Source organism: Nitrosospira lacus, from assembly GCF_000355765.4.
Classification (GTDB): Bacteria; Pseudomonadota; Gammaproteobacteria; order Burkholderiales; family Nitrosomonadaceae; genus Nitrosospira; species Nitrosospira lacus.
Genome location: NZ_CP021106.3, coordinates 593,839 through 620,551, shown reverse-complemented (window position 1 = coordinate 620,551; position 26,713 = coordinate 593,839). Strand labels below are relative to the sequence as shown.

At 53.8% G+C, this 26,713-nt stretch carries 26 protein-coding genes and 1 tRNA gene; 10 read left to right on the top strand and 17 right to left on the bottom strand.

Annotation, left to right across the window (positions count from 1 at the left end):
- Positions 1-54 precede the first annotated feature (54 nt).
- Entirely contained in the window at positions 55-1,167 is a 1,113-nt protein-coding gene (gene thiO, locus EBAPG3_RS02830; RefSeq protein ID WP_004175877.1) for a glycine oxidase ThiO, read from the bottom strand.
- 142 nt (positions 1,168-1,309) lie between these two features.
- Here thiO and EBAPG3_RS02825 point away from each other — a divergent pair.
- From EBAPG3_RS02825 to EBAPG3_RS02805, 5 genes are all read left to right on the top strand, one after another.
- A tRNA-Lys gene (locus tag EBAPG3_RS02825) sits at positions 1,310-1,385 on the top strand.
- A gap of 351 nt (positions 1,386-1,736) precedes the next feature.
- A complete protein-coding gene (locus EBAPG3_RS02820) occupies positions 1,737-2,870 on the top strand; it encodes a PEP-CTERM sorting domain-containing protein (protein WP_051048948.1) in 1,134 nt (377 codons plus the stop codon).
- A 333-nt stretch (positions 2,871-3,203) separates the two neighbouring features.
- Positions 3,204-4,253 (top strand): YheT family hydrolase, encoded by a 1,050-nt coding sequence (locus EBAPG3_RS02815; protein ID WP_004175883.1) that lies wholly within the window; start codon positions 3,204-3,206, stop codon positions 4,251-4,253.
- A 167-nt stretch (positions 4,254-4,420) separates the two neighbouring features.
- Positions 4,421-7,975: a DNA polymerase III subunit alpha gene (dnaE, locus tag EBAPG3_RS02810; protein WP_004175884.1), complete on the top strand. Its 3,555-nt coding sequence runs from the start codon at positions 4,421-4,423 to the stop codon at positions 7,973-7,975.
- A gap of 432 nt (positions 7,976-8,407) precedes the next feature.
- Positions 8,408-9,148, top strand: a complete 741-nt coding sequence (locus EBAPG3_RS02805; RefSeq protein ID WP_004175886.1) for a YggS family pyridoxal phosphate-dependent enzyme — start codon at positions 8,408-8,410, stop codon at positions 9,146-9,148.
- A 40-nt stretch (positions 9,149-9,188) separates the two neighbouring features.
- Here EBAPG3_RS02805 and EBAPG3_RS02800 read toward each other — a convergent pair whose 3' ends face one another.
- The 5 genes from EBAPG3_RS02800 to EBAPG3_RS02780 form a co-directional block, all read right to left on the bottom strand.
- Positions 9,189-9,437: a YfhL family 4Fe-4S dicluster ferredoxin gene (locus EBAPG3_RS02800; RefSeq protein ID WP_040851605.1), complete on the bottom strand. Its 249-nt coding sequence runs from the start codon at positions 9,435-9,437 to the stop codon at positions 9,189-9,191.
- A 32-nt stretch (positions 9,438-9,469) separates the two neighbouring features.
- On the bottom strand, positions 9,470-9,949 hold the full coding sequence (gene coaD, locus EBAPG3_RS02795; RefSeq protein ID WP_004175892.1) for a pantetheine-phosphate adenylyltransferase: 480 nt from the start codon (positions 9,947-9,949) through the stop codon (positions 9,470-9,472).
- Complete coding sequence (gene rsmD, locus EBAPG3_RS02790) at positions 9,942-10,487, bottom strand: 16S rRNA (guanine(966)-N(2))-methyltransferase RsmD (protein ID WP_004175894.1); 546 nt, start codon at positions 10,485-10,487, stop codon at positions 9,942-9,944. The genes coaD and rsmD overlap by 8 nt, the downstream gene beginning before the upstream one ends.
- Positions 10,488-10,530: 43 nt before the next feature.
- Positions 10,531-11,841, bottom strand: coding sequence for a M16 family metallopeptidase (locus EBAPG3_RS02785; RefSeq protein ID WP_004175895.1), 1,311 nt, complete (start codon positions 11,839-11,841; stop codon positions 10,531-10,533).
- 99 nt (positions 11,842-11,940) lie between these two features.
- Entirely contained in the window at positions 11,941-13,296 is a 1,356-nt protein-coding gene (locus EBAPG3_RS02780) for a M16 family metallopeptidase (protein ID WP_004175896.1), read from the bottom strand.
- Positions 13,297-13,457: 161 nt separating this feature from the next.
- Between EBAPG3_RS02780 and ftsY the strand changes: the two genes are divergently transcribed.
- From ftsY to EBAPG3_RS02755, 5 genes are all read left to right on the top strand, one after another.
- A complete protein-coding gene (ftsY, locus tag EBAPG3_RS02775; RefSeq protein WP_004175897.1) occupies positions 13,458-14,444 on the top strand; it encodes a signal recognition particle-docking protein FtsY in 987 nt (328 codons plus the stop codon).
- A gap of 94 nt (positions 14,445-14,538) precedes the next feature.
- Positions 14,539-15,192 (top strand): cell division ATP-binding protein FtsE, encoded by a 654-nt coding sequence (gene ftsE, locus EBAPG3_RS02770; protein ID WP_004175898.1) that lies wholly within the window; start codon positions 14,539-14,541, stop codon positions 15,190-15,192.
- Positions 15,189-16,097: a permease-like cell division protein FtsX gene (gene ftsX, locus EBAPG3_RS02765; protein ID WP_004175899.1), complete on the top strand. Its 909-nt coding sequence runs from the start codon at positions 15,189-15,191 to the stop codon at positions 16,095-16,097. The genes ftsE and ftsX overlap by 4 nt, the downstream gene beginning before the upstream one ends.
- A 93-nt stretch (positions 16,098-16,190) precedes the next feature.
- Positions 16,191-17,036: an RNA polymerase sigma factor RpoH gene (rpoH, locus tag EBAPG3_RS02760; protein WP_004175901.1), complete on the top strand. Its 846-nt coding sequence runs from the start codon at positions 16,191-16,193 to the stop codon at positions 17,034-17,036.
- Positions 17,037-17,219: 183 nt separating this feature from the next.
- On the top strand, positions 17,220-17,660 hold the full coding sequence (locus EBAPG3_RS02755; RefSeq protein WP_004175902.1) for a DUF4410 domain-containing protein: 441 nt from the start codon (positions 17,220-17,222) through the stop codon (positions 17,658-17,660).
- A 139-nt stretch (positions 17,661-17,799) separates the two neighbouring features.
- On the opposite strand, the gene EBAPG3_RS02750 is transcribed toward EBAPG3_RS02755, so the two are convergent.
- From EBAPG3_RS02750 to accC, 11 genes are all read right to left on the bottom strand, one after another.
- The gene (locus EBAPG3_RS02750; protein ID WP_004175904.1) at positions 17,800-18,042 is read right to left on the bottom strand and encodes a BolA family protein; all 243 of its coding nucleotides are present in this window, start codon (positions 18,040-18,042) and stop codon (positions 17,800-17,802) included.
- Positions 18,043-18,251: 209 nt separating this feature from the next.
- Positions 18,252-19,007 (bottom strand): ABC transporter permease, encoded by a 756-nt coding sequence (locus EBAPG3_RS02745; RefSeq protein ID WP_004175906.1) that lies wholly within the window; start codon positions 19,005-19,007, stop codon positions 18,252-18,254.
- Positions 19,004-19,924, bottom strand: coding sequence for an ABC transporter ATP-binding protein (locus tag EBAPG3_RS02740; protein WP_040851656.1), 921 nt, complete (start codon positions 19,922-19,924; stop codon positions 19,004-19,006). Before EBAPG3_RS02740 ends, EBAPG3_RS02745 begins: the two co-directional genes overlap by 4 nt.
- A 148-nt stretch (positions 19,925-20,072) precedes the next feature.
- Positions 20,073-20,363, bottom strand: a complete 291-nt coding sequence (locus EBAPG3_RS02735) for an STAS domain-containing protein (protein WP_004175908.1) — start codon at positions 20,361-20,363, stop codon at positions 20,073-20,075.
- Positions 20,364-20,484: 121 nt separating this feature from the next.
- Positions 20,485-21,123, bottom strand: coding sequence for an MlaC/ttg2D family ABC transporter substrate-binding protein (locus tag EBAPG3_RS02730; RefSeq protein WP_040851611.1), 639 nt, complete (start codon positions 21,121-21,123; stop codon positions 20,485-20,487).
- A gap of 73 nt (positions 21,124-21,196) precedes the next feature.
- Positions 21,197-21,697, bottom strand: a complete 501-nt coding sequence (gene mlaD, locus EBAPG3_RS02725) for an outer membrane lipid asymmetry maintenance protein MlaD (protein ID WP_004175910.1) — start codon at positions 21,695-21,697, stop codon at positions 21,197-21,199.
- Entirely contained in the window at positions 21,697-22,494 is a 798-nt protein-coding gene (mlaE, locus tag EBAPG3_RS02720; RefSeq protein WP_004175911.1) for a lipid asymmetry maintenance ABC transporter permease subunit MlaE, read from the bottom strand. Before mlaE ends, mlaD begins: the two co-directional genes overlap by 1 nt.
- A complete protein-coding gene (locus EBAPG3_RS02715; RefSeq protein WP_040851613.1) occupies positions 22,487-23,299 on the bottom strand; it encodes an ABC transporter ATP-binding protein in 813 nt (270 codons plus the stop codon). Before EBAPG3_RS02715 ends, mlaE begins: the two co-directional genes overlap by 8 nt.
- A 242-nt stretch (positions 23,300-23,541) precedes the next feature.
- Positions 23,542-24,285, bottom strand: coding sequence for a DUF3426 domain-containing protein (locus EBAPG3_RS14895; protein WP_004175915.1), 744 nt, complete (start codon positions 24,283-24,285; stop codon positions 23,542-23,544).
- Positions 24,286-24,312: 27 nt separating this feature from the next.
- Complete coding sequence (gene prmA, locus EBAPG3_RS02705) at positions 24,313-25,230, bottom strand: 50S ribosomal protein L11 methyltransferase (RefSeq protein WP_004175916.1); 918 nt, start codon at positions 25,228-25,230, stop codon at positions 24,313-24,315.
- Between the two features lie 46 nt (positions 25,231-25,276).
- Complete coding sequence (accC, locus tag EBAPG3_RS02700) at positions 25,277-26,632, bottom strand: acetyl-CoA carboxylase biotin carboxylase subunit (RefSeq protein WP_004175917.1); 1,356 nt, start codon at positions 26,630-26,632, stop codon at positions 25,277-25,279.
- Positions 26,633-26,713: the final 81 nt, after the last annotated feature.

Genomic DNA, 26,713 nt, shown 5'->3' with positions numbered 1-26,713 from the left:
TATTCGAAACAATGGTGTGCCCCGAAGGAAATTACTCTCGGTTGTCTCCGTTGTTCATGCCGGCCATCGATAGGGTGTAACGTCGAGCGACTGGAGCTTGTTCAGAATCATGTTGGATATAAGCTGCGCGCCGCCTGGTGCCATGGTAACGCCGTAGCGGTAATGACCACTGTTCAGATACAGGTTTGTAATGACGGGATGGCGATCGATAACCGGTATATTCCCTGGCGAACCTGGACGCAGACCCGCCCAGTGACCGGTCAGAATTTCTTCGGTCAATGCAGGCATCAGCCTATGCGCCTTTTCCAGCAGTTCTTTCCGCACAGGAGCGGTTGTACGTTTGTCGAAAGCGGCTTCCTCCACCGTACTGCCGGCTAGAATATATCCGTCCCGGCGTGGTATCAGATAGAAATTATCGGGTTCCTGCAATACGATCGTGGCGAGCAAACCGGGCTGTGTCTTGAACAGCAGGATCTGTCCCCGCACCGGCCAGATATCGAGCTTGAGCGCATATTCGCGTAAGAGCTGGCGGCTCCATGCCCCGGCGGTAACGATGTAACTGGCTGCGGTATATTCCTCGCCATGGCTGGTACCGATCGACTGGATCTGCTCATGCGCCATCTTCCAGCTTGTGATTTCGGCATGTTCGATGATGGTGCCTCCTTTCATCTCCACAGCTTGTACCAGCGCCCGCAGCAAGCGGGGATTGCGCACTTGGCAGACTTCAGGCAGCCAAAGCGCCGGCTCGTCGAGCGCAAGCACTGGCACGATTTCGTGAGAGCGCACGCTTCTTATGGGGAAGTCATGCCGGACACACCAGGCTTCCGCTGCACGCAGGCGATCTTCCTGTAGCCCCACCCCCGGTTCGCTGGAGAAGGCGGGCAGCACCAGCATGCCACTCACATGAAATTCCGGGTCGATGCCTGTTTCCGTACACAACGCCTGGATAAACCCAGGATACAAGCTGTTGCTCCATTGCGTCAATTGCGTTACCGACTCGGAGTAATCCCACGGCAATAGCGGTGAAAGTATGCCCGCGCCCGCCCAGGACGACTCTTCCCCGCAGCGATTGCGCTCCAGTATGGTTACACTCGCTCCCTGCTGTAATAATTCGCGTGCCGTAGCCAGCCCGGCGACCCCCCCGCCAATAACGATAACGTCGTTCAAAAATTGATTCCTCGCATACGGGCAGTTTAAAGCAAATTTTGCAGCGAAACAGAACAGGGAGGTGCTCGTCCGACTGGCCTGATCCAAAAAACTTTATATCGGAGGGGCGAGTCGGTATAATGCACGTCCCTTGCGTATCTTTGGGTCGTTAGCTCAGCCGGTAGAGCAGCGGACTTTTAATCCGTTGGTCGCCAGTTCGAATCTGGCACGGCCTACCAAATCAATTGCTTAGCTCAGTTCACTGACTAAGTGATTTTTGTTGCCGAAGCGCTAGGTTCAGCCCCATATCTCAGGGTAGATCTCCTTCTTACCGCTGATTCCCCAAGAACCGATTAATACCTTCAACGAGCCTGGAGTCCTGGCTTTGAACAAGCCAAAGCTTGACTCTGACCATCCCGCTGTCGAAGAATATTACACCCGGGTATATGTTAAAAAATGATACACGCGCAACTCGTTTAATATTAATGATATTTCATACCTGGCATGGAAAATGCTTAATACACTACTGTGAATGAGAGCGAGTTTATAGCGCTCCTCTAGAAACTATTACTTTTCCAACAGGAAATAAAATGCGATTCGTACCGAAGACAATGAACCAAAAAATTGCCCTCGCATTGAGCGCCTTGGCAATGATTCCATTGCCAGCCAGCGCTCTTTTGATCAATACCGCACCGGTGGGTTTTAGCAACTCCGCAAGCGTTACCGACGCTGAGGGCGGAGGTGCCAGCAATAATAATGGCGCCAGCCTCGGGACCAGCGCCGTTAGCCAGTTTAATCCAAATCAGGGTGTGCTGATGGGTACCACCCTGAATCTCACCTCAACGCGGACACAAAGCACCTGGGTTCGATCCACTGATGGAGCCAATACCAACGGTAACGGTACCGTCACCTCGAATGGTACCGGCAGCAGCACCGCCAGTATCTCTGGCCCGGGCGTAAACGCCAGCTTCTTACCGGCCATTAATGGTAGCGATTCATGCGCGGATCACCGTCAGGGTGCCTGTACCGGCAGCGCCACCACGAGTTCCGCTACCGCAACCAGCCTGAATCAGGTTGTGCCATCCGCCAACCTTGACAGCTATGTCGGCAACGGTGATGTAACACTGGCACGCACCGCCCCGACACTGACGGCAACGCAGACAAGTGCCCAATTCACCGGCGCGGAGACAACACAGTATGCGGTCACCTGGGCGGGTAATGTTGGTGCGACCTATGACTACCTGCTGCATGCCGCGCCGTCCTTCGATGGTTCGTCAACGATGCTGACCCTGAACCTGGACTTCGGAACTTTCTTCGTGGGTGATGCCGCCACCCTCGGATTCAGCCTCTTCAATCTGGCAGATGCCAATCGCGTCGGCCTGGATCTCGACAACATCTCCGGCAGTGGTAACATCAGCACGCTATTAACCAACCTGGGTGGCTTCAGCGGGTTGGGCCAAGGTTCGAGCAACAGCTGGCTGGCCATGCTGGATACCTCCTCAGCCGGAATTTTCAGTGCCAGCTACATATTGGGCCTGTCAGACGCGGATGTCGGTGCCGCATCCAGCCGGGCTGCCTATAGCCTTACCCTGAATCTGACTGGCACAGTAAACGAGATACCGGTTCCAGCAGCGCAGATCGGTGAGGTACCCGAACCTGGCACTCTTGCTCTTCTTGGCCTCGGCTTGGCGGGTCTGGGTTTCAGCCGCCGCAGGAAATCGTAAAAGCAATTCGCAAGTCAAAAACAGACCCGCTTCGGCGGGTTTTTGTTTGCATGGGGGAGAAGTATTGCATGATATTTTTACTCAAGGTTCTGCCGCTAAAAAGGAAAATATAACGCTCATCCTCAATTGAGAAGCAGTGCGGTGCTGCACTGGCATCGCCGCGTCCGCCTTTGCCATGGGCCGAAAACAACTCGCCATAACTGACAATGAGCCCCGCGTGTTATTATGTGTGATCGGTTCTGATAGTTCGTTGTATTGTAACTTATTGATTGGCATGATCTTCAGTTTATTGGCCACCGGTTGGAATGTGACAATGCCTGATAAAGACCTCGCGTGAAAATTTCCACCCTTCCGTTGCGCACCACACCCTACATGGCCCCTATCTGGCTGCGGGGGGGGCATGCGCAAACCATTTATCCCTACCTGTTGGCACGCCCCTTGATTGCTTACCGGCGTGAACGCTGGGAACTGGATGATGGCGACTTCATCGATATCGATTGGCTGGATAATCCTGCCGATGCGCCGCTGGTAATACTGTTTCACGGGCTTGAAGGAGATTCATGCAGTCATTACGTTCTGAGCATGATGGCCATGCTGCGGGATCTGGGATGGCGCGGCGGGGTGGTACATTTTCGCGGCTGTTCGGGATCCCCCAATCGCTTGCCGCGCGCTTATCACGCCGGCGATTCCACAGAAATCGATTGGATACTACGCAGGATAAGCGGACAAAACAAGCTGTCGGGCTCCGCGCCGCTTTATGTAGCGGGGGTATCACTGGGTGGCAACGCTTTTCTGAAATGGCTGGGTGAGCAAGGTCGGCAAGCCTGTCAGTTGATCGATGGTGCCGCGGCGGTTTCCGTGCCGCTGGATCTGGCCGCCGCGGGCAGCGCTTTGGCATCAGGTTTCAACCTGCTCTATACCCGCCACTTTCTCGATACGCTGAAACGCAAGGCGCTGGAGAAGCTTGATCGCTTTCCTGATTTATTTGACGCTGCCGCAGTGGCCGCATGCACTACATTGCATCAATTCGATAATCTCGTGACCGCACCGCTGCATGGCTTTCAAGATGCCGAAGACTACTGGCATCAATCCAGCAGCAAGCCGTGGCTCAAGCATGTCCAAGTGCCCACCCTTGTCATCAATGCCTTTAACGATCCTTTCATGCCGGCCTCCGCATTGCCTGAATCGAATGAGGTCTCATCCGCGGTCACGCTGGAATTTCCCGAAGAGGGGGGGCACGCCGGATTTCTGAATTCGCCTTTTCCGGGCAGATTGACATGGCTCCCCGAGAGAATTATCAGTTTCTTCGCGGAGCAAGAATCCGAGATTTACCGCAATTCCCAGATGAATTTAACTGAGCTGGGAGCCCCGTCGCCCGGATGATTATAAATTCGGATTAGATATCCCCTCGGGTTTGAGGATGGGGCAATTGGTGTAAAATCGAATCCGATTTTCAATATTGCCTGAGGGTCCAGCCGGGAGTCGAGTCCCATGAGAGTGGGTACCATGGCCAGCACCCATGCCAAACATCAAGTCAGGATCACGGCAACATGTCTACATCCCCCACCTTTGTCCACCTGCGCATGCACAGCGAGTATTCCATCGTGGATGGCATTGTGCGTATCGACGACGCGGTGGCAAAAGCGGCGTCCGACGGTATGCCGGCATTGTCGCTTACGGATCTTTCCAACTTGTTCGGCATGGTGAAGTTTTATCAGGAGGCGCGAGCCAAAGGCATAAAACCGATCATCGGCTGCGATGTCTGGATAAGCAACGAAGATGACCGGAACAAACCCGCGCGTATTTTATTGTTGTGCCAGTCCAACTCGGGCTATCTCTTATTGTGCCAGCTGCTGTCCCGCGCCTATCGCGAAAACCAGCGCCAGGGACGGGCAGAAATCAGAAAATCCTGGCTTGCCGAGAGCCAAACGGGGACGGCGGGACTGATTGCCCTGTCCGGGGCAGACCTTGGCGATATTGGCCTGATGTTGATGCAGAATAATTTGATTCAGGCGGAAATGCTCGCGCGAGGGTGGGCGGATTTGTTCCCAAACCGTTTTTACATCGAGGTACAGCGGGTAGGGCACCCCAATACCGAGACGCTCGTGCAGAACTCACTGGCGCTGGCATCCGCATTGCATCTGCCGGTAGTGGCAACCCAATCGGTACAGTTTCTAAATCCCGACGATTACAAGGCGCATGAAGCGAGGGTGTGCATCGCCGAAGGTTACGTGCTGGGTGACCGCCGCCGCCCAAAGCATTGCACTGAAGAGCAGTATTTCAAGACCCAGGCGGAAATGGCGGCATTGTTCGCTGACATACCGGCGGCACTCGCCAACACCGTGGAACTCGCCAAGCGCTGTAATCTCGCCCTGGAGTTGGGAGTCAATCGCCTCCCATTATTTCCGACGCCCAACAACCAGAGCCTGGAGCTGTATTTGCGCGCCCAAGCGGAAACCGGCCTCGAAGAGCGCATGCAAGCTCTTTATCCCGATAGAACTGAGCGCAATGCGCAAATGCCCAAATATCGCGCGCGGCTGGATTTCGAGGCATCCACCATCGTGCAGATGGGGTTCGCGGGCTACTTCCTGATCGTTGCCGATTTCATCAACTGGGCCAAGCACAATGGTGTGCCTGTCGGCCCTGGCCGAGGCTCCGGTGCGGGTTCGCTGGTCGCTTATTCCCTTGGCATTACCGACCTCGATCCGCTTCGTTACGATTTACTGTTTGAACGCTTCCTTAATCCGGAACGTGTTTCCATGCCTGATTTTGACATCGATTTCTGTCAGGATGGGCGCGAACATGTCATAGATTATGTCAAACAGAAGTATGGCGCCGAGAGTGTTTCGCAGATTGCCACATTTGGCACCATGGCGGCAAAAGCGGTAGTGCGCGATGTCGGGCGGGTGCTGGATCTGCCTTATAACTTCGTCGATCAGTTGGCGAAGCTGGTACCGTTTGATCTTGGCATGACGTTGAAAAAGGCGCGTGCGGAAGAGCCACAACTGAACCAACGCGCGCAGGCAGAAGAAGAGGTGCGTAATCTGCTGGAACTGGCCGAACGCCTCGAAGGGCTTACACGCAATGTAGGCATGCATGCCGGGGGCGTCCTGATCGCATCGGGAAAGATTACTGATTTTTGCCCCGTTTACTGCACAGACTCGGGTAATTCGGTAATAAGCCAGCTGGACAAAGATGATGTTGAGAAAATCGGCCTGGTGAAGTTCGACTTCCTCGGGTTGCGGACGTTGACTATCCTCGACTGGACCGTCAGATACATCAGGCAGGGAAATGCGCCCCCCGGCGTACAGGGGTCCGGGCGCACCGTACCGAGTGCCGATGGGAACATTGCTGAAACCGGAATTGGAAGCATGCAATCCTTTTCCCTGGAGAACCTCCCTCTGGATGATCCGGCCACCTACGCGCTGTTGCGGCAGGGAAACGCCGTAGGGGTATTCCAGTTCGAATCGCGCGGCATGAAAGATCTGTTGCAGAAAGCAAAGCCCGACTGTTTTGAGGACATCATCGCGCTGGTGGCGCTGTACCGTCCGGGACCGATGGCCCTGATTCCCGAATTTACCGAGCGCAAGCATGGCAAGCGCGTGGAGTATCTCGATCCGCGTTTGCAACCCATACTTGAGCCCACATATGGCGTGATGATTTACCAGGAACAGGTCATGCAAATCGCGCAGGTGATAGGCGGCTACAGTCTAGGGAGTGCCGATCTGCTGCGGCGGGCAATGGGTAAGAAAAAAGTCGAAGAAATGGCCATGCAGCGCGATATTTTCGTTGCCGGCGCCACCAGGAATGGTTTGACAGAGCGCGATGCGACCGAACTGTTCAGCCTGATGGAAAAATTTGCGGGCTATGGTTTCAACAAGTCGCATGCGGCGGCTTATGCCTTGATTGCATTTCAGACCGCCTACCTCAAGGCACATTATCCCGCTGAATTCCTGGCCGCCACACTGTCCGCCGATATGGACGATACGGACAAGGTGCATGCTTTTTTTGAGGATGGCATTGCCAATGGGCTCACCATCCTGCCCCCCGACATCAATCTTTCCGGTCACCGTTTCATTCCTGTGGAGGAAAAAACCATACGATATGGTCTGGGAGCGGTAAAAGGGACGGGCGAATCGGCAATCGCTGCAATTATCAAGGCGCGCGATCAGGGTGGGACCTACACTGATTTGTTCGATTTTTGCCAGCGGGTGGACAAGCGCATTGTCAACCGCCGCGTGGTGGAATCACTCATCCGCGCTGGCGCATTTGATTCTGTCAATAGCCATCGGGCGGGCTTGCTGGCATCGGTCGGCATTGCCCTCGAATCGGCCGAACAGGCCGGCCGTGCGGTCAACCAGGTGAGTTTATTTGGTGAGGGTGACGATTCGATGGAACAGCAGAGTTTGATCAATGTGCCGCAGTGGGTGGAGAAGGATAAGCTGAAGAATGAAAAAATGGCGCTGGGATTCTATTTGAGCGGCCACCCATTCAATGCCTGTGCGGAAGAACTGAAAGACTTTGTACGCACGCGGCTGAATCGGTTGAATCCCCAGCGAGAACCGCAACTTCTGGCAGGAATCGTCTATGCCGTACGCACTCAAATGACCCGGCGTGGCAAGATGGGGGTGATCGTATTGGATGACGCCAGTGCGCGGGTGGAGATAGTTGTGTACAACGAGTTATTCGAGTCTGCCCGTAGTTGGCTGAAAGAAGATCAACTGCTTTTGGTAGAAGCCAGGGTGAACAGTAAAAGGGGTGACGACGGGAATGGCGATGAACTGCGTATTTCCGCCGATCAGCTCTATAATCTGGACAGTGCCCGCTCGCGCTACGCAAAATGCATGAAGCTCCACTGCAATGGCCTGTCGAACGCGGCCAAGCTAAAGGAATTACTTGCACCCTATCGTATCAACGCTAATACCGTCAACGCCGGCAATAGTCAACATGGCGATGGGTACTGTCCGGTATCGGTGATTTATCGCAATAAGGATGCGGTTTGCGAACTGAAACTGGGAGATGCCTGGCGCGTAAGCCTGCAGGACAATTTGCTGCAATCCTTGTCAGCGCATTTCAAGGCGGAAAATGTCAAGGTGATTTACTGACGGAAGGTACCGGTGCCTTTATCCGAGCATCCTTGTTTGGGCGCCTTATTCTTGACCGAATAGTTCAGGAGTTCTACTATGCTTCCGCTCACTCGATATTTTTGCATTCTCGTAGAGAACATTGCTGGGCTACGGACCAATTAAAGATCCGCCTACGAGCCCCGGTTTGGGGCTTATGTAGAATGGATAAGACGTAACATAACCCATCAAACCCGGACATACATAATACGATACACATCCAACCATGACCCACGACAAGCACCGGGCTCTATTTCCTCGCGGACCGGGGCTATTCCTCATGCTGGACTGGACCAAAAGCACTGAGTTGAGAGCGACGGCGGGTTGTAAGGAACAAGACTTGCCAAATGACAGGCTGCGCTTTGCTTCCCTCATCCCACTGAAATGACATGGAAACATCATAAAAGGTAAAAAATGGAACCCAATACCACAACTATTGCCTCGGGCTTGCAGAAGGTAAAAGCCCGCATAAGCGAGATCGCGGACAAAGCGGGCCGGCAACCCGAAGCCATTACGCTTTTAGCTGCAAGCAAAACCAATCCTGTCGAGTGCCTGCGTGAAGCCTTTGTCGCCGGACAGACGATTTTCGGAGAAAATTATCTTCAGGAGGCGCTGGGGAAGATTCCGGCGCTCGCAGATCTGCCCATCGAGTGGCATTTTATCGGCCCCATACAGAGCAATAAAACAAAACGCATCGCAGAAAATTTTGCCTGGGTACATAGCATAGACCGGAAAAAAATTGCCGGCCGTTTATCGAAGGATAGACCCGAATCATTGCCTCCCCTTCAGGTATGCGTGCAGGTAAACGTGAGCGGAGAGGACAGCAAGAGCGGTGTGGCGCCCGATGAGGCCGCCGATCTGGCGGCGTATATCGTGGAGCTGCCCCGCCTGAAGCTACGGGGAGTCATGGCCATTCCCGAGCTTACCCAAGCCACCGCTCTGCAGCGCAGCCAGTTCCGCATGCTGAAAGAAACGTATGATCGGCTTAAGCAGGCCGGCTATGATCTTGACACCATCTCGATGGGTATGTCGGAAGACCTGGATATTGCCATCGAAGAAGGCGCAACCATGGTCCGCATCGGTACGGCAATCTTTGGACCACGACGCTATGCTATCCCCGAGGAGCTTGCTATCCGGCAAGGGAAGCCGGAGTGACCTCCCATTTTGTTGGCCGGGCGCTGCCCGGAATACTTGCTCAGACGTTGCCCAAGGCAAGATACTTTTCGTGTAGTTGCGCTTCGGTCTCAACAATATCCGGATTAAGGATGATGCAGTCCACCGGACATACTTCCACACATTGTGAAACTTCATGATGCCCTATGCATTCGGTGCAAAGGTCGGCGGCTATTACATAGATTTCCTCGCCCTGAGAAATGGCGTCGTTGGGACACTCCGGTTCGCATACATCGCAGTTGATGCATTCATCAGTGATCATTAAGGCCATATCAACCTCAAATATTACAGATATTACAGATATTACAGTTCAATTTTCATCCGTAGCTGCGCGGCGACCAGCGGGTGCACAAATTTGTCCACGTTCCCGCCCAGTAGCGCAATTTCCCGCACGATCGTTGCGGAAATAAACATGTATTGTTCCGATGGAGTCATGAATACGGTTTCAATCCCGGGATTTATGCTACGGTTCATCCCGGCCATCTGAAATTCGTATTCAAAATCGGATACTGCGCGCAAACCACGCAAAATGACCCTCGCGTTCTGTTGTTGCGAAAATTCCATCAAAAGACCGGAAAAAGCCATTACCTCGACATTGGGGCAATCGGCCAGCACCTGACTTCCCATCCGCACTCGCTCATCCTGGGTAAAAAACGGCTTCTTGCCACTGCTTGTAGCCACCGCAACCACCACCCGGTCGAATAACCCCGATGCGCGCCGGACCAAATCCTCGTGCCCGCGCGTGATAGGATCGAATGTGCCAGGGTATATCGCTTTATCCATTTTTTGCGGATTTCAATAGTTGATAATATACTTTACCTGCTTGTCCCTTGCGCCAAACCAACCAGTCCACCCCTGACCCCAAAAACTTATCGTCTTCTACATAAACCAGTCCATCTTCCGTAAGGTGTGAGGGAAGCAGAGGCAGCAGTTTGGGCAGCAGGCCCAGCCGATAAGGGGGATCAAGAAAAATCACATCAAACCGCCGTCGATCGGATTCCATGAATTTTAACGCATCCATTGACATCAATTGGATTTGCATGGCTCCCAGTTTTTGCGAGTTGGCTTTCAGCACCTTCAATACTTCAGGGTCGAGTTCCACCATGAGTACCTGCGCCGCTCCCCGGGATGCAGCTTCAAAGCCCATGGCTCCGCTGCCCGCAAACAGGTCAAGACAGGCCTTGCCGCTCAGATCCTGTCCCAGCCAGTTGAACACCGTCTCGCGTATGCGATCGGGGGTGGGGCGCAAATCCGCGCCACCAGGAAAAGTAATAATACGGCTGCGCCATTCCCCGCCTATGATGCGGACTTTGTTTCTCATTCAGGCAGGCATTTGGTAAGGAAGTGAAAATAAAATAATTTTTCTATTTCTTTTCCAGTGCCCCCACCACAACGCTCACCATCCCTTCGGGTTTGATACGGCGCTGAAATGCTTCCTTGACCTGGGCGACTGTCACATTCCCCACCGCCTTCAGGTAGTCATCCAGATAGGTAAGAGGCAGATTGTAAAAACCGATCACGGCGAGATATCCGAGAATTTTCCTGTTGCTGTCTAGGCGCAATGGAAAACTGCCGATAATATTCTGCTTGGCTTCTGCGAGCTCTTTTGCTGTGGGACCACCCGACACAAAGTCCGCCAGAACTTTTCGCGTCAGTATCAATGCCTCTTCTGACTGCTCCTTTCTGGTTTGTAAGCTGATTTCGAAGGGCCCGTTCTCACGGAGTGGTGAAAAATGGCTATGAACGCTGTAGGCCAGTCCACGCTTCTGCCGGATCTCTTCCATCAGACGCGAAGTAAATCCGCCCCCCCCCAGCACATAATTGCCGACGAGGAGCGGAAAATAATCAGGATCGTCACGGCGCAGTCCCGGATAAGCAAGCAGAATATGACTTTGTGTTGCAGGATGCGCAATTCTTTTGGTCTCAGGAACCGGATCTGTCACCATCGGCACCCCATCCGCAGGCTTGCCTTGCGGCAGTTCGTTCGTGAGCGATTCAGCGATAGCGGCCGCTTCCGCACGGCTCACGTCACCCATGATGGATACGACAGCACCCGGCGCCGAATAACGAGACCGGTAAAAATCCATCAGATCGGCGCGTCGCAGTGCGCCCACTGTCTCAATCTCGCCCGAGCCTCGCAATCCGTAAGGATGATTGCCGTAGAGCATCTTCATCAGCGCGCGGTCAGCGATGATGTCTGGCTTGGTGTCGGCTTCCTTCAGCCCGGCGATTATCCGTGCCTGCTCTCGCTCCAGTACGGTTACAACAAATTCGGGGTGTTGTATGACACGGCCGAGTATATCAAGCGCTTGCTTTCGTTCCCGCGCGCTGCTCAACGTGCGCAGCGTAACGCCCGCGCGGTCCTGATCGAAATGAGCGCCCAGCTGGGCGCCGACGTCCGCTATCGCTTTGGCAATCTGATCTTCGGACAACCCGCCCGCGCCAAGACTCAGCAGATACAGTGCGAGTCCGGCGCGTCCGGATTTATCCGGCGTGTCGGTGCTGCTACCCGCGCTGAAATCCACACTGACATCGAGTATCGGCAAATCGCGGCTTTCCACAAAATATACCTGTGCGCCGGAAACTGCCCGCCAGTGCTGAATCGGTAGCGTGGCCGATGCCCATTGGGAGCAGGCGCCCAAAAACAGAATAAATACGCAACGTGCTACTTGCATCAAAAACTCTCCGGATAATTCTGAATGACTTCTAACTCGATAACTGATCAGCGTCGTTGCTGATCAGCAGTAATTTGTGACGGACCGCAGTCATCCCGCTCAGTGACGCAACCCGCCAGGCGCGGCAAAAGGGGTCTTCTGTTCCAGTGGCTGAGGGTCGAGTACGGCAACTGTCAGACCGTCATCCTTCAAATATTTTTTTGCCACCTCGCGCACCTGTTCGGCGGTAACAGCTTGCAGTTTCTTCAACATCGTATCCACATCACGGTGGGACATTCCGATACTTTCCAGCTGGCCGATCTGCATCGCTTGATAAAACATCGAGTCAAGCTGAAAGACATGACCAGCCACGACTTGGGCCTTGACTCGCGCAAGCTCTTCTTCGGTTACCCCCTCGCGCACGAGTTTTTCCACTTCGGCACGTAGCGCAGCTTCCAGATCAGCCGCCGTTCTTCCTTCGCTAGGCGTGCCATCGAGATAAAACATGCCCGGGCCGCGCGCGGTGGAGTCGTAACCTGCGCCTGCCGAGCTGGCGATGCGCTGCTCGCGCACCAGCGCCTTATTGAGGCGCGCGGATTCGTTGCCATCCAGCACCCCGGCAAGCATTTCCAGCGCATACGGTTCCCAATCCGTGCCGGGATTGCGAATTACCGGCGCATGATACCCCATCGCGAGATAGGGCAGCCGCGCCGGCGCTTTTACCGTAAGCCGCTTGATGCCGATCTGCGCCGGTTCAACCTGCGGCTTGCGTTTGTCCAAGGGCAACAGCAGGCGGGACTGTATGGGACCATAGTATTTTTGCGCCAGAACGAACACATCTTTGGGGTTTACGTCACCCACCACCACCAGCACGGCATTATTGGGTGCGTACCAGCGGTCATACCATTCCTTGGCGTCCTGGACATTCATGTTTTCCAGATCGTTCATCCAGCCTATGACGGGATGCCGATTTGGATGCGACTGAAAAGACATGGCAGTCATTTTTTCGTGCACCAGCGCACGCGGCTGGTCATCGGTACGCAGGCGCCGCTCCTCCATCACCACCTTGATTTCTTTGGTAAATTCGCCTTCGGTCAGCACCAGATTTCGCATCCGATCGGACTCCAGTTCCATGGCGAGCGGTAGCCTGGATTTTTGCAATTGCTGGAAATAAGCAGTGTAGTCGCGGCTGGTGAATGCATTTTCGCGACCGCCCGCCGCTGCGATACGCCGGGAAAATTCACCGCCGGGAACTTTATGGGTCCCCTTGAACATCATATGTTCCAATACATGGGCCACCCCTGTAGTTCCATTCAACTCATCTATGCTGCCCGCCTTGTACCAGATCTGTGAAATGACCACGGGAGAGCGATGGTCTTCTTTGACGATCAACTTGAGCCCGTTGGCGAGGGTGAACTCATGCGTAGTGGCGGACGCTCCCGAAGAAACCAGGAGTAGCACCAGTAGCGCCACCATTTTTGCGACAGGCCGCGAAATAGAAGAAGGAACGGTGGCACGACAATAAACTCTCATTTTTTAATAACCTAAATCCGGGTAAACGGAATAAAATTCCGGGATGATAGTCTGCTCGCAAGCTTTCGCCCACGTATTTCGACAAATGTAGACAGCCTAACAGAATGCCAAGTTTCTTCAAATCCAAAAATAGCGCCGTGCCCGCGGACGTGCAGCCCGCGAGCTGGGCGACCAGGGTTCGGCAGGGCCTTTCCCGCACCCGGGATAATCTGGGCAAACAGCTATCCGGGTTATTAGGCGGGGGCAAAATCGATGAAGCCCTCTATGAAGAACTGGAAACCATATTGCTGACAGCCGATACCGGCGTAAACGCCACCACCTGGCTGCTTGACGAACTGCGGAGACAGGTCAAACGCGATGGCCTGACTGATGCGGCACAACTCAAGGGTGCGTTGCAGCAAGCACTCATCAACCTGCTCGCGCCACTGGCGCAGCCGCTTGATACGGACACAAACAAACCCTTTATCATTATGCTGACAGGCGTGAATGGGGCAGGTAAAACCACCTCGATCGGCAAGCTCGCTCATCATTTTCAGTCACAAGGGAAAACCGTGCTGCTTGCTGCGGGCGACACCTTTCGCGCCGCCGCGCGTGAACAACTCATGGCCTGGGGTGAGCGTAACAACGTCGCCGTGATCGCACAGGAGACCGGCGGTCAACAAAAAGGAGATCCCGCGGCAGTGATATTCGATGCAGTAAGCGCCGCCAAGGCACGCGGTATAGACATTGTACTGGCGGACACTGCCGGACGGCTCTCCACCCAACTGCACCTGATGGAAGAAATCAAGAAGGTGAAGCGTGTAATCGCCAAAGCCGAACCGGATGCGCCTCACGAGGTACTGTTGGTGCTCGACGCCAATACGGGGCAGAACGCGGTCAACCAGGTGCAAGCCTTCGATGACGCGCTGGGTCTTACCGGCCTCATCATTACCAAGCTTGACGGTACCGCCAAGGGGGGGGTGATTGCCGCCATCGCCAGACAACGCCGGCAAAAACAGCCACTGCCAATACGCTTTATAGGCGTAGGCGAAGGCATGGATGATTTGAGACCGTTCGACGCGCGTGAATTTGTCGAGGCGCTGTTTGACTGAGGATAGAATAATCCGGTACCACGGGTTTCAATCCTCATGGGACGCAGGCACGCTTGACGGGTTAAAATAAACCCTTTGCGGCGAAGACCTTTCCATGATCAGCTTCAATCAGGTCTGTAAGCGCTATCCCAATGGTTTCAATGCGCTCAGAAATATCGGGTTTACGCTCGAGGCAGGCGAGATGGCGTTGATTACCGGCCATTCGGGTGCGGGCAAAAGTACGCTGCTGAGACTCATTGCCGCCATCGAGCGCCCTACTTCAGGCAGTATTGTTGTCAACGGCCAGAATATCAGCGCGCTCAAGAGCGGCGCGATCCCGTTTTTGAGACGTAATCTCGGGCTGGTTTTTCAGGATCAAAAAATCCTGTTTGACCGCACCGTATTCGATAATGTGCTGCTGCCACTGCAGATCAGTGGTTTTGATTCCAGGGCGGCAACCGGGCGGGTGCGCGCGGCGCTCGATAAGGTAGGATTGCTGGACAGGGAAAAAACGCGGCCCATCACGCTCTCCGGAGGTGAGCAGCAACGCCTTTGCATCGCTCGCGCAATCGTAAACCGGCCTTCCATACTGATCGCCGATGAACCGACCAGCAACCTTGACGCTGATTATGCAAGAGACATCATGGCGATGTTTAAGTCATTTCATCAAGTGGGCGTGACTGTCCTGATTGCCACCCACGATGTGAATTTGCTGGGCGACATGCCGCTGCGTATTTTCACGCTCAATCATGGTGAATTGACGGTATGAGCGTATGGTTTGCTCATCACTGGTATGCTTTCGTACTGGCGCTTAAACGGCTGATTGGCGCGCCCATCGGGAACCTGCTCAGCATTATCGTGATCGGGATTGCCTTCAGCCTGCCAGCAGGAATTTACATGCTGCTGGGAAATCTTCAGGCGTTCTCCACGCAGGTTTCAGGTGCACCGCAACTGAGCCTGTTTCTTGAGCTGAATACGGACGGCGACGAGGTGGCACAGATTGAAGCCCGCCTTAAGGAGCATCCGCAGGTGGCGAGCTTCGAGTTTATTCCCAGAGAGAGTGCTCTGGAGCAGCTCAAGCAAAATAATGGATTGGCGGATCTCGTGGATGGTCTTGAACGAAACCCCCTACCCGACGCTTTCGTGATTAATGCCGGGAGTCTCGCGCCCGCGGCGCTGGAAGAACTTCGTGCAGAGCTGCAGAAATGGCCCCGGATCGAACACGTGCAACTGGATTCGGCATGGGCAAAGCGGCTGGACGCACTGATCAATCTGGGCCGGCTGGCGGTGCTGATGCTCGCTGCCTTGCTGAGTTTCGCCTTGGTGGCCGTGACTTTCAATACCATACGCCTACAGATTCTCACTAAGCGGGATGAAATAGAGGTATCGAAATTGATCGGAGCTACCAACGGTTTCATCCGCCGTCCTTTTCTGTACTTCGGGGCTATCCAGGGAATGGCTGGGGGGGCGGCGGCGTGGCTCATCATCTCTCTGGGAATCCACCTGATAGACGATGAGCTAAGGAATTTGACGCAGCTCTATGTGGTGGATTTTCCTCTCTATCATCTTTCACCGGAGGACAGCCTGACGCTGCTGCTACTTTCGACATGCCTGGGCTGGGCGGGGGCGTGGCTGTCGGTGGCAAACCATCTGTGGCAGATAGAACCAAGTTAATTCATAAAGTTAGCCGCTTCCCCCAGGGAACTTTTCACGCGGTTGACTTTCTGATTGGGAAAGGTTACTTTTTGCAGAATTCAAGGAGAACATATGACTTTCGCTTTAGCCATACCTTCCGCTGGCGGCAGCATTGAAAGTTACATTCAATCTGTTAATCGCTTTCGCATTCTTTCTCAGGAAGAAGAAATCCGTCTGGCACGATCCCTGAGAGATGAGGACAATATAGACGCGGCCCGTCAATTGGTTTTATCGCACTTGCGCGTGGTGGTTGCCATTGCTCGCGGTTACAAAGGCTACGGTCTGCCCCAGGCGGATCTGATCCAGGAGGGCAACATCGGTCTCATGAAAGCGGTCAAACGCTATGACCCTGAGCGTGGCGTACGGCTGGTATCGTTCGCGGTGCACTGGATCAAGGCGGAAATTCACGAATTCATACTGCGCAACTGGCGACTGGTAAAAATCGCCACAACGAAGGCACAGCGGAAATTGTTCTTTAACCTGCGCAGCATGAAGCCGGTTCTGGATACCATGAATCCTGCGGAAGTTAACACCATGGCCAAACAGTTAGGCGTCAAGGCCGAGGAAGTGGTAGAAATGGAAACCCGTTTCAACGGGCGCGATATCTCGCTGGAACCACTATCTGAAGACGATGACGATACATTCAGTCCCGTCGCTTATCTTACCGATGGCTCGGAACCGCCACAATTGCTGGAGGCCGAACAAACCAGGCGTTTGCGTGGGGAAGGGCTGGAGCGGGCGCTGGCAAGCCTGGATGCACGTAGCCGGCACATCATCGAGGCGCGCTGGCTGCGTGAAAACGATAGCGCAACGCTGCATGATCTTGCCGGTGAATTGGGCGTATCTGCCGAGCGGATACGCCAGATCGAAGCCAAGGCAATGGAGAAAATGCGGGGGGCGATGGTAGCGGTTGCATAATAGTCAAGTAATCGGGAACGGGAAGTCGCATATCGGGCCCGATTATTGATGTCATAAAATTAACAGCGGCGAAACGAGCTCGCGACCCTTTTCCTTTTCCTTGTGACCGTAAAAGAAGTCTTCATTTTTAGCGTAGCGTTATTGCTGTCCGGCTGCGTTACACCGCAAGTCACGCGACCCTCCATGGATCCTGTGAATTTGAAGGGATTCCAGAAAATAGAGTTGATCGTAACCGATTCCGTCAACACCGCCTATTCCAAAAACGGCCTGCCCATGTTTGCAGGCCGGCTCAGAGGCAGGCTGCAATCCATAGGGTATGCGCTGGTCGACGCGGCCCCCCAAATGATTCTTGAGGTGAACGTACATGAATTTGATCCGGGAAACCGGGCTCTGCGTACACTGATTGGTTTCGGGGCGGGGCGGGCGGTCTTGAAGTACACCGCCCGTTTCAAGACCCCCATGGGTAAGCTGTTGGCGGAACTTGAGGGCGGCAAAGCCTACCATGGTCTGGAGTTGGTGGATAATCCCACGTTCAAGTCCGACGAGGCAACGCGCATGGGATTGATCGCATATTCAGTCAGTCAGATTGGGGAGTTTATCGAGAAGAACGGGAGCCAGGAGTGAGGAATAACACGCTGCCGATGAAGGTAGGCGGTCATATGTCTAGCCTTCTCAACCTTCATCGTCCGGTCCTGACAGAAAATTGGCGCCATTTGACTATTTCCGTATAGCTTTTCAGCATAACTGACGATCCCGATACTGTCTAATTGCTTTCCGCCCACTGTTCCGGGGTGAGGGTTTTCATGGACAGGGCATGAATCTCCTGCTTCATCCTGTCACCCAGTGCGCGGTAGACCAGCTGGTGTTGCTGCACCATATTCTTTTCCCGGAATTCAGCGCTGACGATGATGGCGCTGAAATGACGGCCGTCATCGCCTTCGACACGCACCAGCTCGCATGGCATTGAGGCTTCAATATGATTTTTTATGCTTTCTGGTGTGACCATTTTTTCTTCCTTTATATTAATGATTCTTCAATCTAAATCTGGTAGTTGGACGGGATGATTTAGGTTTAATGCCAAGCAATTATTCCGATTTCGAATAATTGCTACTCTGGCGATTCGTCTTCGATCCGTAGACTGTGCGCTATCTAAACAAGCGTATTTATCAAACCTGTGAAGCGGATCGTCACAAAATATGGATTTTTATGATGCCCTTAATGGCGGATCTTATAGCCCGCCTTAAGCATCCCCAATGTCAGCCATGATACCGCCAGAAAGCACGCCAACACAATCCCGAGGCTGACATAGGGTGAAATATCCGACACACTGAAAAAACCGTAGCGGAAGCCATCGATCATGTAAAAAAACGGATTCAAGTGTGACAACCCCTGCCAGAAGGGAGGTAACGAGTGGATTGTGTAGAACACTCCGGATAAAAACGTCAGAGGCAGAATGACAAAATTCTGAAATGCGGCCAACTGATCAAATTTTTCTGCCCAGATACCGGCAATAATGCCTAGCGCGCCCAGTAACGCGCTGCCCATCAGGGCAAACACGAATACCCATAGAAATGAGCTTACCGGTATTTCGAAAAATCCGAGTGTCACCAGGTAGACCCCCAGTCCCACCGCCAGGCCGCGCATCACCGATGCCAGCACATAGGCCAAAAATATTTCCTGGTAGGAAAGCGGCGATAACAGGACAAAGACGAGATTGCCGGAGATCTTCGATTGAATCAAGCTGGATGACGAGTTGGCAAAAGCGTTCTGCAACATGGCCATCATCACCAAACCCGGAACCAGAAAGACGACGTATGCCACACCGGGATAGGCCTGCACGTGTTCTTCCAGCACATGAGAAAAAATCAGCAGATAGAGCAACGTCGAAAGCATCGGCGCCAATACGGTCTGCAACCCGACTTTCCAGAAGCGCAGCAACTCCTTGTGGAGCAGGGTAAGGAACCCTGTCATCGTACTGGCTGCGGATTTTCGGTATGGCCCATGACTTTCACGAATACTTCTTCCAGATCAGGCTGCAACACCTGCATTTCCAGGACTTGCGCCCCTGCCATGCGCAACGCCGCCATTACACTTTCCAGCTGGGAATACTCTCTGATCGCCAGGATGTAGCATTCGTCCTCATGGCTGCTCATTAACGATTGTAGCGATAAAGGCAATATATCGGGCGATAACCGCAATCGCACCAAAAATCCGGAAACGCTATTAACAAGATTCCTGATGCTGTCGAGCGCGACGATATTACCATGTTTGAGCATCGCTACGCGGCTGCATAAAGCTTCTGCTTCCTCGAGATAATGGGTTGTAAGCACGATGGTGTGGCCGTCGTGGTTCAACCGTTTGATGAAACGCCAAAGCGCCTGGCGCAATTCCACATCCACCCCGGCGGTGGGTTCGTCCAGAATGATCACCGGGGGCTTGTGCACCAGCGCCTGGGCCACAAGCACGCGTCGCTTCATGCCACCGGACAACGTACGCATGTTGGCATCGGCTTTGTCGGTAAGATCCAGATGGTGGATTATCTCCTCTATCCAGGAGTTGTTATTCTTCAGGCCATAATAACCTGATTGAATAACGAGCGTTTCCCTGACGGTAAAAAACGGATCAAATACGAGTTCCTGCGGCACCACGCCCAACATGCGCCGCGCTTCCCGGTAATCGGCAACGACATCGTACCCCATTACCCTGGCGCTGCCGCTGCTGGCAAGAGTCAGACCCGCAATAATGTTGATGAGCGTGGTCTTGCCCGCACCGTTGGGACCAAGCAGCGCAAAAAACTCGCCGGTATCGATTTCAAGATCGATACCGCCCAAAGCCTGCAATGCACCGAAGCGCTTATGTATCTGCTTGACTTCAATTGCCGGCGTCATTGGGATGTAATCAGGATAAGGAATATCGGAGGAGGCGTGCGTAACGGGCATGGGTAGCGATTTTGGGTATTCCCCATGCGAGCCGCCCGCCGCTGGCCGGGAAGTGCCAGTTTTTGGCACTTCATCCCACGCATAGCCGATTTTTGATTTACGCCTGAAGTATCAATTCGGAAACACCATACAGTTGAGCCAGGCCTCGCAGGTTTTGCGGCATGTTGGCGAAACCCATCCGGTGATTACGGCGACCAGCCTCGCGCTGCCATTCCAGCAACATGCTGACGGCTGAAGAGTCCACTTCAGTCACTCGCGCCAGATCGATTACCAGATTATCATGATTGAACAATGCAATGCCCTGCTCGACCACCGTAGCCACATTATTGAAGTTGATGGATCCCTCGACGCTCAGTTTGCCGTCGCCGGACAGAACTACTTCAGCCATTCTGCCGCATCCGATAGTTGACGGAAAACGTCGACGTGCAAAACATCTCCATGGATCATAGCGCCAAGCTGAAAAATGAGTGAAAAGCAGGCAGATCAGCGGACTGATTCAGGATTATCGATTACTGCGCATCAGCCTTTTTATCCGCGGCTATCAGCGAGCGATTTTTATCCACCAGTGTTTTGAGTAATTTATCGACGCCGCCATCGCGAACCTGGTTATTGAAAGTGCTGCGGTAATTGGTTACCAGACTTACCCCCGCGACCGTGACGTCGTACACTTTCCAGCCCTCACCGGTTCTTTCCATGCTGTAGTCGATGGGAACCGGCTGCTGACCGTGATCTTGCATCACCTTCGTCTTGACTGTGGTATCGGTTTCATCCGCCGCAGTTTTGAGCGGCTCGACCTTGATGGTATGGTCGCGATAATCGGTCAGTGCGTTGGAATAGGTGCGCACCAGAAGGGTACGGAACTCCTTCACCAATTGCTGCTGTTGGTCAGGCGTCGCCTTGGACCAGTTCTTGCCCATCGCCAGGCGCGTCATGCGGGTGAAATTGAAATGCGGCAGTATCTTGGCCTCCACCAGGTCAAGAATCTTGGCGTGACTGCTTTGCAAGCTCTTGTCCTGCCTGACAATTGTAAGCACCTCCTGAGCGGTGTTATCCACCAGCTTATCGGGACTGGTGGCTTCCATTGACCATGCGGGCAGCGCAGGCAGCCACACCGCCAGCAATACAAAGATACCAAGGTATTTTTTCATGATTTCCTCACTAGAATTTAGTTGAACCGCTCATTTTAACCGCATCATAAGCCGCTGCACCGTGAATATATGACTATTTCTTGCCGCCATTTTCGCTGTCATCGGCCTCAGATGCCTTATTTTCCGATGCCTTATCAAATAGGAATCGTCCGATCATTTCTTCCAGAACCATTGCGGAGTTGGTTTTCATGATTTTATCGCCATTCTTCAGCACTGTCTCGTCGCCACCCGCTGCCAGACCAATGTATTGCTCGCCTAGAAGCCCCGATGTGAGAATGCTGGCGAACGTATCCTTGGGAAATTGATAACGGCGGTCGATATTCATGGTTACCGCGGCATCGAATGTCTGGGTGTTAAACTGAATATCCGCTATACGTCCCACGACCACGCCAGCGCTTTTGACTGGCGCCCTCACCTTCAAACCGCCGATATTCTCGAAATTTCCAATAAGTGTGTAGGTCTCCGCCGTACTGTAGGTACCCAGGTTTCCCACCTTCAGAGCCAGTATCAGCAATGCGCCGATTCCAGCCATGACAAATACTCCGACCCACAAATCCATTGTTGTTCGCTGCATCAGCTCATTCCCCTGAACATGACCGAGGTCAAAACAAAATCCAGTCCCAGAATCGCCAGCGAAGAGGTCACCACGGTGCGCGTGGTCGCGCCGGACACTCCTTCAGCCGTGGGCGATGCATCATACCCCTCGAACACTGCGATTGCTGTTACTGCCACACCAAATACACAAGTCTTGATGACGCCGTTGACGATGTCGTACCGGAAATCCACCGCGTTTTGCATCTGAGACCAGAATGAACCCTCGTCCACACCGATAAGTACCACCGCCACCAAATAACCGCCAAACACGCCAACCACCGAAAACATCGCCGCCAGAAACGGCATGGATATCACACCCGCCCAGAACCGGGGAGCAACCACCCGCGCAATGGGGTCCACTGCCATCATTTCCATTGCCGCCAATTGATCGGTAGCCTTCATCAAGCCGATTTCGGCGGTAATGGCGGAGCCGGCACGGCTGGCAAACAATAGCGCCGCCACCACGGGACCCAGCTCCCGGACGAGCGACAGTGCAACCATCGTACCTACAGCCGATTCGGCGCCGAATCTCTGCAACGTCTCATAGCCCTGCAAACCCAGCACCATGCCGACAAAAAGGCCTGACACAATAATAATGATCAGTGACAGTACACCCGTAAAATATAGCTCACGGATAATCAGGCCGAAGCGTCGAAAGCTGATACCCGACTTCAGCAGCGTCAACAGGAAAAAGCGGCTGGCATAGCCCAGCCGCCAAACACTGTCTATCACGCGGTGACCGACACCCCTGATGCCGATGACGATGCGCTTAGGCAAACCCACCCTCCAGTTTCAGATCGCTTGCGTAAGTCTCTGCCGGGTAGTGGAATGAAACGGGCCCATCTTCTTCGCCATGCACGAACTGGTGGACAAAGGGCATTACCGATCCGCGCACTTCGGCGGGTGTACCGTGTGCTACGATGACTCCTCCTGCTATGAAATAGACATAATCCACGATTTTTAACGACTCCTGTACATCGTGCGTGACTACAATGGAGGTCATGCCGAGTGCGTCGGTCAGGCGACGGACCAAATTGCCGATTACGGTCAGTGAAATTGGATCGAGCCCGGTAAACGGTTCGTCATACATGATAAGCAATGGGTCAAGTGCAATCGAGCGAGCCAATGCCACCCGCCGCGCCATTCCTCCCGAAAGTTGCGCAGGCATCAAATCATGCGCGCCACGCAAACCGACAGCCTGTAGTTTCATCAGCACCAGATCACGAATCATGGATTCGGACAAATCGGTATGTTCACGCATCTGGAAAGCCACATTGTCGAATACCGACAGATCGGTAAACAGCGCGCCGAATTGGAATAACATGCTCATTTTCCGGCGCATCTGGAAAAGTTCATCCCTTTTTAGCTCATGCACCACCTTGCCCGCAACCTTGACGTAGCCCGAGGATGGACGCACTGCACCACCGATCAGACGCAACAGCGTAGTCTTGCCGCTCCCGCTGCCGCCCATGATGGCGATGACTTTGCCACGCAACATGGTCATGTCGATCCCCTTCAGGATGGAACGTTCTCCATAGGAGAAGTTCAAGCCTTTGATTTCAATCAACGTCTCGGAGCTCATTTTTGCTTGAAGGCAGTTGCCGGATTTGACAGGGTTTCAATTTTAATTCAAATGGACTGCGAACACAGCCCATAATTTGATGCGGTGCAATCCCGTTATGATGTGAGCCGTTTGATTTTGATTCCGGTCGTATGAGCCTGCGCCAGATAAAATGAGATGGGTACCGGCTGCATTCAACTTACATCCGGCAACTGGGCAGGTTGGAGCGTGCGATTCCCGGGGTATGGTCGGCAATCGTAAATTCAAACGACGGAGATGCCTGGGAGATAAAAAGCGCCGTTACGTACAGCGGCATCAAGTGTAATGACATTGAAATGTCGTATCGCGGCCGGCATTTTGGATGAACCGTTCAGCACTGCATTCTGTGGCAGCGGAACTGTACATCCCAATAATTCGCAGTATTGTTCCAGATAGGGTCGGGTAGCGGGCGCGATGACAGAAAGCTCGGCACGATAAAAATAAATGGCCTGCGCGACCAGCACGACAAGCAAAAACAGACTTCCCATACCCCATGCGGGAGAAGTCTTGTGCGACGGTGCCACATCGGGGGCATGGTCATCTGCGTAATCGTTCTGGGAGTAATTTTCCGCTGATTCGCTCTCCGGCATGCTGGCGGGGTACGGTTCTTGCAAGGCCGGTTCTTTTATACCCGGCGCTTCCGGCGCTGGCACCCGAGCGGGGCGCTCCGGTACGGTTCCGGTCTGCGCTGTTTCATTACCGGGCGCCTGGGAGGAGACTTGTCGATCAGTTAAAGCCGTTCGGGGCGAATTGCTTACGGAAGGAATCTCCGGGCTTCCCGCTTGGTCCGAAACCGTCTTCCGGGATAAATCAACGGATTCCGGCCCCTTCATGGTGGCCAGCGTGGCAAACCCATGGAATATATGCGCGCAGCGTCCGCAACGCACATCCCCGCCGTGCGCCTGCAACTGCAGTGGCGTTACACGGAAAGCCGTGGCACAGTTAGGGCAGCGGGTAATAAGCGCCATGGCCCTTATTTTACAAGAAATTCAAATTCACGTTCTGATCCCTGTCAGCAATACCCAGCCCTCCCGCACGTCGGCGACATGCATATTGCACCATTCTCGATAGGCATGCCTTACTTCCTCCGCCTGCTCCACGAGTATGCCTGAAAGGACTATATGGCCTCCCGGCCGGACAGCGCGCGTCAGTATCGGGGCCAGCATGATCAAAGGATTGGCAAGAATATTGGCGAGAACCACATCCGCCCAGGCTTCACGTGCGGAATCTTCCCAAGTCGCCAAATGCGCCGCATGAAACTCAATTGCTGTTTCGTCACATTGATTAAGCAATGCATTTTCGCGACTGGCTGCAACCGCCTGCGCATCTATGTCCACGCCCACCACGTAGCGGGCGCCGAGCTTCGACGCGGCAATAGCAAGTATGCCGGAACCACAACCGTAATCAAGAAGATCTTCGCCTCCTTGCAGATTTTCGTCAAGCCAGGCAAGGCAAAGCTGGGTGGTAGGATGACTGCCTGTGCCGAAGGCCAATCCGGGATCGAGTGCCAGGTTGATGGCGGCGGGATCGGGCGCCCGATGCCAGGTGGGGACGATCCACAAGCGTGACGATATCTGTATCGGATCGAATTGCGATTGCGTTATCCGTACCCAATCCTGCTCTTCCACAAGCGCCAGGTGGTAGGCAGGCGGGGTGGGAAGCTGAGCCGCTTGCGCCGCAGCCTGCACAATGGACGCTATATCGGCATCCGCTTCGAATAAGGCGGTAAGTTCTGACATGGACCAGATTTCCCCGGCTAACTCACCGGGCTCGTCAAATAATGGCTGCTCTCGTTCAGTCCCTGCAGCCGCATCGTGGATGTCCGTTGATAACGCACCGAGTTCAAGCATTGCATCGCTCAGAATTTCGGCATGCAAATCATCGGTTTCCAGGGTGAGAGAAATCCAGGACATATATCGCGCTACTCAGAAAAACTCGCCGCCACGCGGCTCACCGCTTTTAGCCCGGCTTATTGTAGTTGGCAAGCTTCTGCTCAAGATAGTGGATGCTAGTGCCACCCGTCAGAAACGCGGCGTCCGACAACAGATCGAGATGCAACGGGATATTGGTGCTGATGCCTTCCACCACCATTTCCGACAGCGCAATGCGCATTCGGGCGATTGCCTGGTCGCGGTTATCCCCATAAGCAATAACCTTGGCGATCATGGAATCATAATAGGGCGGCACCATGTAGTTATGATAAATGTGAGAGTCGACACGAATGCCCGGGCCGCCGGGAGCATGATACTGCGTGATACGGCCGGCGGAAGGCGTGAGCTTGTAAGGGTCCTCGGCATTGATGCGGCATTCGATGGCATGACCCTTCCATGAAACGTCTCGTTGGCGAATGCTCAATTTCTCGCCCGCGGCAACACGAATTTGTGCTTTTACCAGATCTATCCCGGTAATTGCCTCCGTAACGGGATGTTCCACTTGTAAACGGGTGTTCATTTCGATGAAATAAAACTCGTTTTTTTCAAACAGGAACTCGAACGTTCCCACACCACGATAACCGATACGGCGGCACGCATCGGCGCAGCGGCCCCCTATCCTGTCGCGCAGCCGGGGGGAAATGCCCAGAGCAGGTGCTTCCTCCAGAATTTTCTGATGGCGGCGCTGCATTGAACACTCACGTTCACCCAAATGGATTGCATTGCGGTGTTCGTCAACCAGTACCTGGAATTCGATATGACGTGGATTTTCCAGAAATTTTTCGGCATAGACCGTCGGATTGCCGAATGCTGCCTGTGCCTCGTTGCGGGTGATTATGACCGCATTCGACAACGCGGCCTCGGTGTGAACCACGCGCATCCCGCGCCCGCCACCACCGGCTGATGCCTTGATAATGACAGGATAGCCAACAGCACGGATAACCCCCCGGACCTCATCGAGGGATTCCGGTAATGCACCGTTGGACCCTGGAACACAGGGAACTCCTGCTTTTTTCATTGCATTCTTGGCACTGACCTTGTCGCCCATCATACGGATCGTTTCGGGACGCGGCCCGATGAAGACAAAACCGCTGCTTTCCACGCGCTCGGCGAAGTCGGCGTTTTCGGAGAGAAAACCATAACCGGGATGAATCGCTTCCGCATCGGTCACTTCGGCTGCACTGATGATGGCGGGAATATTAAGGTAGCTCTGAGCCGATGGCGCCGGTCCGATGCACACGGACTCATCGGCGAGCTTCACATATTTTGCATTGGCATCCGCCTCGGAATGCACCGCCACCGTTTTAATTCCCATCTCACGGCAGGCCCGCTGGATCCGCAGGGCGATTTCACCACGATTGGCTATTAGAATTTTTTCAAACATGGAATATCTCTATTGAACTACGAGGGTTCTGGCCATCTTTTCTATTCTGTGGCCCCTGTAAAGAAAGATGGGAGATAGCGC

Coding starts and splice junctions, on each gene's coding strand:
- EBAPG3_RS02745 (WP_004175906.1), bottom strand. CDS start 19,007: ATGACAGGGTTCCTTACCCTGCTCCACAAGGAGTTGCTGCGCTTCTGG.
- EBAPG3_RS02780 (WP_004175896.1), bottom strand. CDS start 13,296: ATGGTGGCGCTACTGGTGCTACTCCTGGTTTCTTCGGGAGCGTCCGCC.
- EBAPG3_RS02785 (WP_004175895.1), bottom strand. CDS start 11,841: ATGCAAGTAGCACGTTGCGTATTTATTCTGTTTTTGGGCGCCTGCTCC.
- EBAPG3_RS02715 (WP_040851613.1), bottom strand. CDS start 23,299: ATGAGCTCCGAGACGTTGATTGAAATCAAAGGCTTGAACTTCTCCTAT.
- coaD (WP_004175892.1), bottom strand. CDS start 9,949: ATGGATAAAGCGATATACCCTGGCACATTCGATCCTATCACGCGCGGG.
- EBAPG3_RS02750 (WP_004175904.1), bottom strand. CDS start 18,042: ATGGTCACACCAGAAAGCATAAAAAATCATATTGAAGCCTCAATGCCA.
- rpoH (WP_004175901.1), top strand. CDS start 16,191: ATGACTTTCGCTTTAGCCATACCTTCCGCTGGCGGCAGCATTGAAAGT.
- dnaE (WP_004175884.1), top strand. CDS start 4,421: ATGTCTACATCCCCCACCTTTGTCCACCTGCGCATGCACAGCGAGTAT.
- EBAPG3_RS02740 (WP_040851656.1), bottom strand. CDS start 19,924: ATGACGCCGGCAATTGAAGTCAAGCAGATACATAAGCGCTTCGGTGCA.
- EBAPG3_RS02800 (WP_040851605.1), bottom strand. CDS start 9,437: ATGGCCTTAATGATCACTGATGAATGCATCAACTGCGATGTATGCGAA.
- EBAPG3_RS02755 (WP_004175902.1), top strand. CDS start 17,220: ATGGATCCTGTGAATTTGAAGGGATTCCAGAAAATAGAGTTGATCGTA.
- EBAPG3_RS02735 (WP_004175908.1), bottom strand. CDS start 20,363: ATGGCTGAAGTAGTTCTGTCCGGCGACGGCAAACTGAGCGTCGAGGGA.
- ftsY (WP_004175897.1), top strand. CDS start 13,458: ATGCCAAGTTTCTTCAAATCCAAAAATAGCGCCGTGCCCGCGGACGTG.
- ftsE (WP_004175898.1), top strand. CDS start 14,539: ATGATCAGCTTCAATCAGGTCTGTAAGCGCTATCCCAATGGTTTCAAT.
- prmA (WP_004175916.1), bottom strand. CDS start 25,230: ATGTCCTGGATTTCTCTCACCCTGGAAACCGATGATTTGCATGCCGAA.
- EBAPG3_RS02820 (WP_051048948.1), top strand. CDS start 1,737: ATGCGATTCGTACCGAAGACAATGAACCAAAAAATTGCCCTCGCATTG.
- EBAPG3_RS02805 (WP_004175886.1), top strand. CDS start 8,408: ATGGAACCCAATACCACAACTATTGCCTCGGGCTTGCAGAAGGTAAAA.
- rsmD (WP_004175894.1), bottom strand. CDS start 10,487: ATGAGAAACAAAGTCCGCATCATAGGCGGGGAATGGCGCAGCCGTATT.
- accC (WP_004175917.1), bottom strand. CDS start 26,632: ATGTTTGAAAAAATTCTAATAGCCAATCGTGGTGAAATCGCCCTGCGG.
- ftsX (WP_004175899.1), top strand. CDS start 15,189: ATGAGCGTATGGTTTGCTCATCACTGGTATGCTTTCGTACTGGCGCTT.
- EBAPG3_RS02730 (WP_040851611.1), bottom strand. CDS start 21,123: ATGAAAAAATACCTTGGTATCTTTGTATTGCTGGCGGTGTGGCTGCCT.
- mlaD (WP_004175910.1), bottom strand. CDS start 21,697: ATGCAGCGAACAACAATGGATTTGTGGGTCGGAGTATTTGTCATGGCT.
- EBAPG3_RS14895 (WP_004175915.1), bottom strand. CDS start 24,285: ATGGCGCTTATTACCCGCTGCCCTAACTGTGCCACGGCTTTCCGTGTA.